The sequence below is a fragment of the Pseudovibrio sp. Ad13 genome (assembly GCF_001623225.1).
Taxonomy (GTDB): Bacteria; Pseudomonadota; Alphaproteobacteria; order Rhizobiales; family Stappiaceae; genus Pseudovibrio.
On the sequence record NZ_LMCC01000004.1, the window covers coordinates 133,652 to 145,787 of the forward strand.

Consider the following 12,136-nt stretch of genomic DNA (forward strand, 5'->3'; position numbering starts at 1 on the left):
AGTCCTGGCAAAAATGAAGTGTCCGACAATTACGGAAAAACTCACAGTTAAGGACTGCCATGAAGCACCAGAGAAAATAGTTCGGAGGTCTTTGGGCTCATTTGACACGATGAAGCAAAAGTAAGCCTCACTCATGTGTTGTCAGTGAAGAGGTAATTTCTTTTATTTATCAACAGTTTAAATTCGTCACACAGAAATTATTGTGCTTTGGCCCAATGAATATAAGTATTGAGTGGAGTCCCCTTGCTCCGATGCAGTTCATTCAGCATTTCACTGGGGCTCATGTCAAACTCGCTTCGAAACACCTTGGAAAATGTCGATAAGTGCTTAAAGCCACACGCCTCAGCGAGCTCTCCAATTTCTTTCCGATTTTGCAGGCGTAGGAGCTGGCGGGCCCGCGCTAACCGCATGGTGCGTAGGTATTTTGCAAAGCCTCCCATCGGATCAAGCAGACGGTAAAGGGTACTTCGCGAAATACCCATCAAGTGGGCAAGATCATCACTGCTCAGGTCAGGGTTAGATAAGTTGTGTCGGAGCAGGCCTTTTGCTTGAAGCCTGCGGAGATGCTGAACTGAACGGGAAAGTGTAGAGCTGGAGTTTTCATTGTCTTGATGTGACACGATCTGTCCGACCAACTCTGCGATGCAATCAACAATGCTGGTGTATTGATCATCTGTAAGTGTGTTGATCTCTGTGCTGAGACTGAGCATCAATTGCCGAATGATTGGCAAGGGAGCAGCATTACCGCGAAAGATCTGAATAGGGTGGCTACGCTGGGCTGAAATGTAACCACTCAACTTCTCGCGTGGCAGCATCAACTTGCAAAGTTGATAATCTGCGTGATGTGCAGACATGGGCTGTGTAGCATCATAAAAAATCAGATCACCGCTCTGCAGTCCAAAGCTCCCTTTGGAGCATTCAAGTTCGCTTCCTCCGGTATGGCAGTAGAACTGAATGCAATACACATCGATGTTGTCTTGTGCAGTTCGCTTCTCAGTTCGCTCGACATAATAGTGACCACCGGAAATCAGACAAAGGCTGGCATCTGGAAGAAATCGGGCGCTCACAGATGCAGAAAAGTTCTCTACGGGCGGGCAATAGGCTTTGTTCACCACATCCCCGGTAACCGCTTGATAGGTTTCTACCCAGTCCCCCCACCGAACGTCTTTTTGCCGATGCAAAGAAATATGATCTGATTTTTTTCGCAAATGAAGATGATGCCAATACGTTGCAGCTGATGGTGGTAGTGTTAACACTTGGAAATCGAGGGAGCAAGTGAGTAGGACGCTCTGCAGAATCGTTTCGGACCTACGCTTCAATCTCCTTTAACTGACCAGAAACTTTGAAGCTCAATGCAAATCTGAGAAAGCATCATTTCGTGAAAAAGAATATTCTGATTGTTGGTGGTACGTCTGGCGTAGGTCTTGAGCTGGCGAAGCATTATGTAAAAGAAGGCCATAATGTTGGGCTTACTGGGCGCCAAAATCCTGAGCTTGAAGGAGCGACCTTTCAAAAATTCTCGATGACAGATGACCCGGTTCAGTTAGCCCGTGACATCGATCAGGTGTTGGACGGCTTCAACAATGTTCATACGCTTATCTACGCCGCAGGTTTCCTTCAACGTGGGCATATTGACGAGCTTGCTGATGATCAACTCGGGACTATGGTCAATGTCGGCTTGCTGGCACCTATGATGTTGATACAGCGCCTGAAAAGAAGATCAGATCATCCTCTTAAGATCATGCTCATCACCTCCAGTTCGCAGTATACGCCTCGTGAGTTGGAACCAGCATATTGCGCGACCAAATCTGCTCTAGGAATGCTAGGCGCGTCACTCGTGCGTGACAAAAGCCTCGGCAAAGTTCTTATCGCAGCACCGTCGGGAATTCGAACGCCATTCTGGGACGATACCGAGGAAGATACAGAGACGATGCTTGATCCGTCCTGGGTATCAGAACAAATTGTCGAGCTCTCCGGTGGCAGCTTTAAGTATAAGTTTGCAAAACTGCTGAGAGACCCGGCACGCGTAGAGGTTGTCGAAACTTTGGATAATAATCTGGTAACAATCTAGGCGATTAGGCAGCTTGCAGACGGGAGGAGCCTTGATGGAACACAACATGATCCTCGTTAAGCCAGACCCGTCTAATCAACAAAGGTTTGTCGAGGCCATCAGAGCTGACTTCTTGGAGAGCGGATACGAGATTGTTGCAGTTAGATATAGGCAGCTGAGCTCTGCGGAATTTGAAGGCAATTTTATCTGCAAAAATAGTCAGCATTTAACGTACATGACCAGTGGTCCAATCGCAGCAATACTTTATCGTGGCCATTCTGCTGTTGGCTTCGGAAGGAGCTATAAGTTCCATTTCAGAAAGCAGTACTCAACGGATAAGCTCAAAAACATCCTCCACTCGACAGAACCTGGCAATGAATTTGCCGTGCAGTTCGAATTGTTCTTTCCAAACCTGAATATCACCGAGCATCATCAGTTTGCTGATCAGGGCGTCTATTTTAGTAATTTGAACGAGATACAGTCGGGCGAGCTATCGAGACTTGCCAGCTTCAATCTGATAGCGGCTAATAACGAAGAGGCGAATTCGCGGCAGTTCAGGGAAACATGCAGCCTGAGAAACTGCAGGTATGTTGGATACCGCGAACGCATTCATAGCAGCACAGAATTGTTGCGGTATCGAAGGAAAGCAGATTTAAGCGCTAAAGATATGCCTGAAGTGAGGGTCTTGCTTCTGCATGATCTGCAGGAATATTCGCAGCATATCAGACACATGAAAGAGACGCATAAGATACACGGAGTGGTGTGCTACAAGCCGAAATTCACACTTATGGAAACGGAAATGCTACGCACAGCGATACTGGAGAACAATCTGTTCTGTGTTGGTGGCAGCTTCGGCGAGCAATCGCCGGGTTCGATCAGAGCTTCGCAAGAGTTAGCCGATATGTTTGATACCCACTTTGAGCGTATCTAAAAAATATATCTCTCTCTCCTCACCTATCCATTAGAAACAAACTTCAGCCCGACGATTGCAGCGATGAGCATGGCTATGAAGAAGAGGCGGAGGAAGGTGACTGGTTCTCCAAAGAGGAAGATGCCAAGGATAGCGATGCCAGAGGCACCGATCCCCGTCCACACGGCATAGGCTGTACCAAGCGGTATGGACACCATGGCTTTGGTCAGGAAGTAAAGTGACAGCAAAGCCGTGATGATAAAGGCAATTGTATAAAGCGGTCTGGTAAAGCCGTCAGACAGCTTGAGGCAGACGGCAAAGGTCATTTCAAACAGGCCTGCGATGATGAGCCAGATCCATGCCATTCAGTTGCCTCCAACGCAACGTCTACAGCGTAACCTCTGTTCACCAACAACGGTGCGCTTAAGAGAATACGCGATGAAACAAAAGCTTGATGCCGTTTGAGCGTTCCACTCCAAATTAAGTCGCCTATAAGAAGCGCGGTTTAGGCCCTCAGTGTAAAGGGCTCTTTCCTTGAGATGGATGGTTTTCTCCACCTTCCACCCATCGGCGCGTCGCCTTTGCAATGCGGGCGCCATAGGCAAAGGCTGTGTCTCTGTCTGATTGAGGAGGAGCCACTTCTGGCCCTTGATCCATGTTGGCCTGCGCTGCCGCGCCATAATACACGCCAAGACGATTGAGATCTTCATCGCTGCCAAAGCTGTAATTATTGCCCGGCGGCATGCCAAGGCTTACCCAGATCATGCCATGCTGGGCTGCAAAGGCTGCCATTTGAAGGAAGACGTTGTGCCGGTCGCCGCTCATGGAACCTGATACGCTGAAACCACCGGCGATCTTGTTGATCCAGCCTTGTTTGTACCAAACGGTTGCAGAGGCATCCATGAAGAATTTGAAAGGGGCAGCCACACCTCCCATGTAGGTCGGGCTTCCAAAAACGATGGCATCAGCAGCTTCCAGAGCGTCCCAGTCCGTATCCTCATAATCGCTGACAGGCACATAAGTGACCGTGGCACCGTTTTCACTGGCACCGCGGGCGACTGCATGTGCCAGTGCCTCGGTATGTCCGTTGGCAGAAAAAAAGGCGATTGCTACCAGAATGTCTTTTGACATGGACCGTTACTCTTCAAGCCTGTCAGAATTCCGGTCTATTTGGGAGCAAACGCCTTTCAGCTACTCTAAGATAGCTTGGGCAGATTTAGATGTGCTCGATTAAAATTCTTCACGCACATACCTGTTTACCTAGGATTCCTTATAGGCTCCGCTGGAATAATGCAGCTCATAGGAGTGGCTGTAGATTTCCAGAATGTTGCCGAATGGATCTTCCATGTAGATCATGCGGTACGGCTTCTCTCCCGGATAATAGTAGCGTGGCTCCTTCATGCGGCGTTTCCCGCCAGCAACCTCAATCTTGGCAGCTAGACCTTCCACATCCGGGTCCTGAACACAGTAATGGAAGATACCGGTCTTCCAATATTCGAAGTTATTTTCCGGTGTCTCGTTCTGCGCAAACTCAAAAAGCTCCACACCAATGCCATCACTGGTGGAAAGATGAGCGATCTTAAAGCTCTTCCAGCCTTTACCAAACACGTCAGTACACATTTCACCAATCGGACTATCATCTTCAACAATCTCGCTTGGTTCCATGATGATGTACCAGCCCATCACATCACGATAGAACTTCACTGCGGCTTCAACATCCGGAACGGAAAGACCAATGTGAGAGAAACGTCTTGGATAAGGTGCGGACATAACAGACCTCGCTACGCTAAACATTACAGGCGGAATGCCTTGGATACGTTGGATGTAGCAACTCTGTGAGAAAACCAGAAATTATCATTTATTAGTTTTATGATAATTTAATGTTATGTATGCTCGGGCCATGTTGAATTCTCAGTGGCTTAAGACCTTCGTTAAACTAACTGAAACTGGTCATTTCACCCAGACAGCCAATCAACTTGGTATGACACAGCCGGGTGTAAGCCAGCACCTGAAAAAGCTCGAGCAGCAAATCGGTGCGCCGCTGATCACAAAAATCGGTAAGGGCTTTGAGTTGACGCGGGAAGGGGAGCTTCTGCTGGGCTTTGCATTGAAAGCAGAGAGGCAAGAAGCAGACCTGCGCGAAGCCATTCAGCAAGATGATCCCAATATCGGTGAAGTCCGTATTGCGTGTTCCGGGTCCATGGCGCTCTACCTCTATCCCAAACTTCTCAAGCAACAGAGCGTCCATCCCGGTTTACTGCTGAAAGTCGAAGTGGCTCCAAACCATCGCAGCCTCCAACTGTTGCAAAACAATGAGGTCGATCTCTGCATCGTTACTCAGCGGACTGTTCAGTCCTCACTTGTGCAACACCACATCGGCGATGAACCGCTTTGCCTTGTGGTGCCAGCCGGTTTCGATGGGAGCCCGTCGGTCTTCGCGGACCTGGAGTCGCTAGGCTTCATCGATCATCCGGATGGACAACACTATGCAGAGCGCCTGCTCACGCCAAATTTTCCAGAGATAAGTGCTGTTTCTGCTGGCCTTAGAACAACCGGTTACATCAACCAGCTCAGTCAGATCCTTGTGCCTGTTACGCAAGGACTAGGGTATACAGTTTTGCCGGAAACCGCCGTTCGCAGTTTTGAAGCACAAGCGAACATCAGAATTGTGGAGCTGAAAGAACCCGTCAGTGACCCGCTCTATCTGACAGCGAAAAAACATCGCACATTGGCAGCGCGTTATGACTGGTTCAGCAAAAAAATCGCAGAACTATGCGGGCAAATGAGCAGCAGTTAGGCTCCCATCACAGAAGCCTAACCACAAAATCAGATTAGCGCTGGGCCAGTTCCGCCACAGCAGCAATCATGCGGTCCAGATCTTCCGGGCGAGACAGGCGGTGATCGCCGTCTTTCACCAGTGTCAGCACCACATCGTCATGGGCCATGCCTTCAACAATGCGCAGCGCATGCTGCCACGGCACTGCATCATCCTTCTGACCTTGCAAAATGATGGTCTTGCAATTGGTGATGATCGGCGCGCCAAGCAAAAGGTTTGTCCTGCCATCCTCGATCAGATCGCGGGTGATAATGTATGGGCTGTCTTCATACTCGGATGGGCGCTCAAAGCGGCCTTTCTCCATGATCTCCTGCTTGATTTCATCGGTAAACTCATGCTTCCACATCAGCTCCTCAGTGAAATCCGGGGCAGGGGCAATCAGGACCATGCCGGAGAGGGTGCCCTCAATGGTCTCGGAGGCTTCATGCAGCGCCTTTGCCAGCAACAGTGCCATCCAGCCGCCCATGGATGAGCCAACAACAATAGTCGGTCCTTTACAGAACTGCTTGAACACAGCAACGGCTTCTTCCAACCAAAGAGAGATGGTGCCGTCAACAAACTCACCGCCGGATTCGCCATGACCGGAATAATCCATGCGCGTGCAGGTCAGGCCTTGCTTCTCAGCCCACTCACAAAGCACTTCGGCCTTGGTGCCCAGCATGTCGGATTTGAAACCGGAAAGCCACAGAACACCCGGCGCACCGCGTTCATCATGTCGCACTGCGATCTTCCGTGCACTGTCTCCTTTGCCAACGCTGATGAATTGCGGTAAGTCAGCACTCATTCATAACCTCCAAACACTTATCGGCTTATACTGGCCGGCAATTGTTCGGAAACCTGATTACAGTGCCTCCACAGTTGCCCGCCGGATATTTTGGCGAGCATAGTTGGATCACTCTCAAAAAACATAGAGAAATGTCCAAAGTGCCGACCATTTTGCAAATTGTCCCCGACCTTCAAACCGGCGGAGCCGAGCGCACCACAGTGGATGTCGCAGAGGCGATCGTCAACGAAGGCTGGAATAGCCTTGTGATTTCGCAGGGCGGACGCATGGTCCCCGAGTTGGAAGCAACAGGGGCGGTGCACTTTGAACTGCCAGTGAAGTCCAAGAACCCTTGGACCATGTGGCGTAATTCCTATTTGATTGAGCGTATCTGCCAGCAGAACAGAGTTGATCTGGTGCATGCCCGATCCCGTGCCCCCGCATGGTCGGCCTTGTGGGCGGCTCACCGTCTTAACATTCCTTATGTCACCACCTATCACGGCATCTATAAGGAAACGAACAAGTTCAAGGCGTTCTACAACTCCTCCATGACCCGTGCGGACAAGGTAATTGCCAACTCCAGATTCACAGCGGATTTGGTGGAAAAACGCGACCCGCGCACCAAAGGCAAAACCTCGGTTATCTATCGCGGCCCGGATGTGGAATCCTTCAACCCCGACAATATCAGCGATGAGCGTATCACAGACCTGCGCGCGCGCTGGGGTGTCTCTGACAACCGCCGCGTGGTGATAAACCTTGCCCGCCTGACTGAATGGAAAGGCCAGCGCGTGCTGATTGAAGCAACGCGCCAACTCATCGAACGTGGCGGCTATGATGACGTGCTTGTGGTTTTGGCGGGCGATGATCAGGGGCGCGAATCCTATCGCCAGTCATTGGAGCTTCAGATTGCAGAATCTGATCTGACAGAACGCGTGCGCATCGTTGGGCACTGTTCAGATGTTCCGGCAGCCCTCGCAATAGCAGATGTTTCTGTTGTTGCTTCCATTGAAGCCGAGGCTTTTGGTCGTGCAGCTGTAGAAGCGCAGGCCGCTGGCGTGCCGATCATCGTCTCCAACATTGGCGCAGTACCGGAAACAGTTCTTGTACCGCCTGTTGTAAAAGCTGAAGAGCGTACTGGTTGGCATTTTGAAAATGGTGATGCTGAGGAACTCTGCGAGTTGATGGCTCAGGCCTTGGATATGAGCGCTGGAGATCGTGCCAAACTCACCAAACGGGCTCATGACCATGTAGAACGGTCATTCACCAAGCAGGCTATGTGTGATGCCACACTAAACGTTTACCGCGAGCTGTTACCAACAGGAAGCTAACTGGTTGTAAATGTCGCGTCAGAACCTACAAAACTAGTGTTGACTTACGTGGCATTTTTCCTGATTCTAGCAATGCAGCGCAATTGATGCCCTTCCCACGCGTTTCTCGACTTGACGAAACAGTCGGAACCAGTCATTGAACTGTTACCAAATATTCGCAAGTTCGGCAGTCTAAAGAGGAGATACTCACATTCGCCGTCCGTTTCGCGCACCGCCACCCACTAAGGAAGGGCCGCGCACCAATAAAGAGATTCGCGTTCGCGAAGTGCAGCTGATCAACACCGAGGGTGACAACCTCGGCCCAACTCCAACCGAAGAAGCCCTCGCAATGGCGGTGGAACAAGGTTTGGACCTGGTCGAAATTGCTCCGAACAGTCAGCCACCTGTTTGTAAGATTCTGGACTATGGTCGCTATAAGTACCAAGCTCAGAAGAAAGCTGCAGAAGCACGCAAAAAACAGAAGATCGTTGAGATCAAAGAAATCAAAATGCGTCCGAACATCGACACTCATGATTATGAAGTGAAGATGCGGAACATGAAGCGGTTCTTTGAAGATGGTGATAAAGTGAAGGTGACACTTCGCTTCCGTGGCCGTGAAATGGCTCACCAGGATCTCGGCATGAAGTTGCTCCTGAAGGTTAAAGCAGAGACTGCGGACATCGCTAAAGTCGAGTCCCATCCAAAGCTTGAAGGCCGCCAGATGATGATGGTGCTCTCACCTATCGCTCGTTAATACGGGCAGGTTGAAGCGCTCCGGCTTTGTTTCCGTGTAGCTACTCAACCGCAGCCCCCAGAGAATTTTGAGATTACCCGGCACATTGTGTCGGGTATTTTCGTTTGTACCTGAGAGTGGAGGCTGATTATGAATGACGAGATGAAATTACATCACGAGCGAATGCTAGCGCTTGTTGCCTTCACTGCTTCCTCCTTTCAAACCTCGCATCCTTCTCCATTCGGTGGGGCGATTTATACCGCAGACGGAAGATTATTGGCTCAGGCCTACGACAGTGTGATCCGGGAGTGTGACCCGACCTGTCATGGAGAGGTCAATGCCATTCGGCAGGCCAGTAAAGTATTGGGCTCTCGCTGGCTTGACGGTTGCACCATGTACAGCACCTGTGAGCCTTGTGCCATGTGTACCGCCGCAACCATATGGGCTGGCATTGATCAGGTTGTTTTCGGCGCTTTCACCAATGAGGATGCGACCCACTTCTGGCCTCAGGAAATGGATTTGAGAACGAAGGATCTGACAGGTCATATGGTGCAACGCCCCCAGATCACAGTGATTGAAGGAGTTGAGCGTGAAGCCTGTAAGCTGCTTTTCACGCAGTGCGCAAGCGCGATGCAAAGGCTTGGGATTGAGATTTAAAGCCTTTCATGGTCCGGCAAAGTTCTTTGTAGAAAATTATTTGCCGTATAGGCTATTTCATTCGATCAAAAGGCGCCTTAGCCTGATTTCGATATGTTTTGAAATTGGGCGATGATAATGCGACAGGTTATTTTCTTAATTAGCTTTAGTTTTGCGCTTGCCTATGGAGTGTATTTTTGCTGGCAAGACCCGTCATTACTGAAAACCGTTGTGAAAACAACTGCTCTCGGAGTTGTCGCTCTTTGGGCTTTTGTAACGCAAGCTCCGCTCCTGCTTGCATTGGCCCTGACGACATCCTCAGTGGGAGATGCAGCTCTGGCAGTGCCGGGTGAGGTTCGGTTCCTTGTTGGGCTTTGCAGTTTTGCGATCGCACATGTTTTTTATATCGTCTTATTCTCTCGAAAAATCAGGCATTTCGATTCCAGGATATTCATAGTGTCAGGAGCTGCTCTCTCAGTTCTGGTGCTGTCGACCGGCTGGTGGTTGCTCCCCTTTACCGGTGATCTCATGATTCCAGTTGCCATCTATATTATTTTGATAGCAACTATGGGAGGGATGGCAGCACAGGTTGGTGGCTGGGTTTTGATAGGCGCTCTCGCCTTCATGATGTCTGACACTCTGTTAGCTATCCAACTCTTCCGTCTGGACGATATCAGCCCTCTCCAGCTACCGGTTTCAGTAGCACTTTGGACATTATATTATTGTGGTCAGATGTTGATATTCCTAGCTATCAGCAGAGACCGGGTTCCAGTCAGCAAGTTCTCTTGAAATCTGCTTGCATTCCCATGCTGGCAGTTTTATAAGGCCTCGTTCAAAGTCGCCCGGCTGTAGTTTGCCTCCTAGGTATTTATAGGAAATCAGGCAGAAATTACAGGGCATGCCGTGGCGGCTTCTGATGCATCCATTGCAAATTTTTGATCAGTTTACTGATCATCACAAGAAAGGACGCAAAATGCCCAAGTTGAAGACGAAGTCTGGAGCTAAAAAACGCTTCAAGCTGACCGCGACTGGCAAAGTTAAGTGTGGCCAGGCTGGCAAACGCCACGGCATGATTAAACGCACGACTAAGTTCATCCGTAACGCACGTGGTACAACCACTCTGTGCGATGCAGATGCGCGTATCGTGAAAAAATATCTGCCTTACGGCTAAGCCTTAAAACCTGACACTAGGAGACTACCATGTCACGTGTAAAAAGAGGCGTTACCGCCCACGCTCGTCACAAAAAAGTTATTAAGGCAGCCAAAGGTTACTACGGCCGTCGTAAGAACACCATCCGCGTTGCTAAGCAGGCAGTCGAGAAAGCGGCACAGTACGCTTACCGTGACCGTAAAGCTCGCAAGCGGAACTTCCGTGCACTCTGGATCCAGCGTATCAACGCAGCGACCCGTGAACACGGCATGACCTACGGCCGCTTCATCGATGGCTTGAACAAAGCTGGCATCGAAGTTGACCGTAAGGTTCTTTCTGACCTCGCGATCAATCAGCCAGACGCATTCAAAGCACTGGTTGAAAAGGCGCAGGCTGCTGTAGCTTAATTGCTATAGTAGAAAGCAGAAGCTTTTTTGAAAAAGGCAGGTTCCGAAAGGAGCCTGCTTTTTTTGTATTTGGTGATTAGTAGTAGGATGAGTTGTGAAAGTAAGACGGTATAGAGGGGGCTGCATCACAGTTATTGTCTTTTTGAAGCAAGTGGGTTGTTGTGTCAGGTGAGGTGTGTGCTCTTATTGTAACCAGCACTCATTGAATTGCTTAGGTTCAAATCACTATGCAAGATACAGATTACGTCATCCCAGAATATAGCCACAAGATTGACCACTTAGTTTCATCATCAAAACGTCTGTCAGGTTTGCGTGAATGGATGATCGAGACCGTTCCTTGTTTTCCTGCTAGTTCTGACACAAAGAGTCATCTCCGGAAGATGAGTTTGGACCAATTGATGCGTGTATACATCAACTGGATAGACAGATTCATTCCTACCAATCCAAGGCAACCAATGGTTTGGGATGGGTTTTGGACTCGTAATAATCCGAGACAATATGCTGATCAGATAAATGTTATCATTGAGAAAGCTCGAGTGGGCGAAGACCTTACTCCGTACCTTTCTCAAAAGGTTCATACTCATGGATTTGTGCCGTACCCCCCAAGCCGCAGAGGTGTAAATTGGGGAGACAAAGACATGGCTTTAAATGCCTATGATGTTCACCACTTGCATTTGATTCCTGCCAACAAGAATAGAAAGCGCAAGGGGGATAGCAAGCATCTGCTATATGTCGGAGTGAGCCGCGAGGAATTTCGTTTTCTGATGCTTGGCAATCACAATAGCTTTGATGATGGAACACTTGCAGAAGCAGTAGCGGCGCACCGAGCCGATTCTGATCTGGCCCTTAAGGGTGTTGTTGGCTTATCTAGAGAGATGTCTGCAAAAGAAAGTCAGCAACTTGCTCGACACGGCATTTCAACCCCAATGATAGCCGGCAATAAGGTCGTATTGGGGGCGATGATCTCCAGTGTAGGAACAGCGTCGGGTCACGTGATCCACGTTGACCGATGCTGTGAAGTCATAGAAAGAAACGAAGAGGTTATAGATGACCGTAGTCGTTTGATGGATTGGCTTCAGTTATCAGAAGAGGATGTGCCAGAAAAACCCGATTGGCGCTGGCAGTTTTACCATGCGAATCTGTACCTTGTTGAATGCTGCACCGCAAAAGGCTTTCTTGTCTGTAAATGGCGGCGTTAGTTGCGACACTCAGCGAAAATGACTAATCGTCTCTGAAGGAAAAGGCTATTTGCTGAAGACATTGGACCGTAATCCATGACACCTCACTGCCAGTGTAGGAACTTCTTAGGTATCTGAAGATCTCTGTTCCTCTATAAAATGTAAA

15 protein-coding genes are annotated in these 12,136 nt (G+C 49.4%); 10 read left to right on the plus strand and 5 right to left on the minus strand.

Translation table 11 applies throughout. The features are described 5' to 3' along the window. Positions 1-197: 197 nt before the first annotated feature. Positions 198-1,181, minus strand: a complete 984-nt coding sequence (locus PsAD13_RS05345; RefSeq protein ID WP_057464221.1) for an AraC family transcriptional regulator — start codon at positions 1,179-1,181, stop codon at positions 198-200. A 197-nt stretch (positions 1,182-1,378) separates the two neighbouring features. Here PsAD13_RS05345 and PsAD13_RS05350 point away from each other — a divergent pair, with 197 nt between their 5' ends. Both PsAD13_RS05350 and PsAD13_RS05355 read left to right on the plus strand, forming a co-directional pair. Next, on the plus strand, positions 1,379-2,071 hold the full coding sequence (locus PsAD13_RS05350; RefSeq protein ID WP_063317498.1) for an SDR family oxidoreductase: 693 nt from the start codon (positions 1,379-1,381) through the stop codon (positions 2,069-2,071). Positions 2,072-2,105: 34 nt separating this feature from the next. After that, positions 2,106-2,981, plus strand: coding sequence for a nucleoside-diphosphate kinase (locus PsAD13_RS05355; RefSeq protein ID WP_063317499.1), 876 nt, complete (start codon positions 2,106-2,108; stop codon positions 2,979-2,981). A 23-nt stretch (positions 2,982-3,004) separates the two neighbouring features. Here the strand turns inward: PsAD13_RS05355 and PsAD13_RS05360 are convergent, their stop codons facing one another. The 3 genes from PsAD13_RS05360 to PsAD13_RS05370 all read right to left on the minus strand — a co-directional run bounded on the left by PsAD13_RS05360 (position 3,005) and on the right by PsAD13_RS05370 (position 4,730). Continuing rightward, the gene (locus PsAD13_RS05360; protein WP_057464218.1) at positions 3,005-3,325 is read right to left on the minus strand and encodes a multidrug efflux SMR transporter; all 321 of its coding nucleotides are present in this window, start codon (positions 3,323-3,325) and stop codon (positions 3,005-3,007) included. A gap of 148 nt (positions 3,326-3,473) precedes the next feature. After that, the gene (locus PsAD13_RS05365; protein ID WP_063286728.1) at positions 3,474-4,091 is read right to left on the minus strand and encodes a flavodoxin family protein; all 618 of its coding nucleotides are present in this window, start codon (positions 4,089-4,091) and stop codon (positions 3,474-3,476) included. 129 nt (positions 4,092-4,220) lie between these two features. After that, positions 4,221-4,730: a lactoylglutathione lyase family protein gene (locus PsAD13_RS05370; protein WP_063317500.1), complete on the minus strand. Its 510-nt coding sequence runs from the start codon at positions 4,728-4,730 to the stop codon at positions 4,221-4,223. Between the two features lie 130 nt (positions 4,731-4,860). On the opposite strand from PsAD13_RS05370, the gene PsAD13_RS05375 reads away from it, so the two are divergent. Further along, positions 4,861-5,757: a LysR family transcriptional regulator gene (locus PsAD13_RS05375; protein WP_208986448.1), complete on the plus strand. Its 897-nt coding sequence runs from the start codon at positions 4,861-4,863 to the stop codon at positions 5,755-5,757. Positions 5,758-5,791: 34 nt separating this feature from the next. On the opposite strand, the gene PsAD13_RS05380 is transcribed toward PsAD13_RS05375, so the two are convergent. Beyond that, entirely contained in the window at positions 5,792-6,580 is a 789-nt protein-coding gene (locus tag PsAD13_RS05380; RefSeq protein WP_063317502.1) for an alpha/beta hydrolase, read from the minus strand. A gap of 131 nt (positions 6,581-6,711) precedes the next feature. Between PsAD13_RS05380 and PsAD13_RS05385 the strand changes: the two genes are divergently transcribed. The 7 genes from PsAD13_RS05385 to PsAD13_RS05415 all read left to right on the plus strand — a co-directional run bounded on the left by PsAD13_RS05385 (position 6,712) and on the right by PsAD13_RS05415 (position 11,991). After that, positions 6,712-7,887: a glycosyltransferase family 4 protein gene (locus PsAD13_RS05385; protein ID WP_057464213.1), complete on the plus strand. Its 1,176-nt coding sequence runs from the start codon at positions 6,712-6,714 to the stop codon at positions 7,885-7,887. 190 nt (positions 7,888-8,077) lie between these two features. After that, the gene (infC, locus tag PsAD13_RS05390; protein WP_082596985.1) at positions 8,078-8,620 is read left to right on the plus strand and encodes a translation initiation factor IF-3; all 543 of its coding nucleotides are present in this window, start codon (positions 8,078-8,080) and stop codon (positions 8,618-8,620) included. A gap of 129 nt (positions 8,621-8,749) precedes the next feature. Beyond that, on the plus strand, positions 8,750-9,256 hold the full coding sequence (locus PsAD13_RS05395) for a nucleoside deaminase (RefSeq protein ID WP_063317503.1): 507 nt from the start codon (positions 8,750-8,752) through the stop codon (positions 9,254-9,256). Between the two features lie 111 nt (positions 9,257-9,367). Further along, on the plus strand, positions 9,368-10,024 hold the full coding sequence (locus PsAD13_RS05400) for a lysoplasmalogenase (protein WP_063295129.1): 657 nt from the start codon (positions 9,368-9,370) through the stop codon (positions 10,022-10,024). 184 nt (positions 10,025-10,208) lie between these two features. Next, positions 10,209-10,406 (plus strand): 50S ribosomal protein L35, encoded by a 198-nt coding sequence (rpmI, locus tag PsAD13_RS05405; RefSeq protein WP_057464257.1) that lies wholly within the window; start codon positions 10,209-10,211, stop codon positions 10,404-10,406. A gap of 29 nt (positions 10,407-10,435) precedes the next feature. Then, positions 10,436-10,792 (plus strand): 50S ribosomal protein L20, encoded by a 357-nt coding sequence (gene rplT, locus PsAD13_RS05410; RefSeq protein ID WP_008553032.1) that lies wholly within the window; start codon positions 10,436-10,438, stop codon positions 10,790-10,792. 227 nt (positions 10,793-11,019) lie between these two features. After that, complete coding sequence (locus PsAD13_RS05415; RefSeq protein WP_153040848.1) at positions 11,020-11,991, plus strand: hypothetical protein; 972 nt, start codon at positions 11,020-11,022, stop codon at positions 11,989-11,991. Positions 11,992-12,136: the final 145 nt, after the last annotated feature.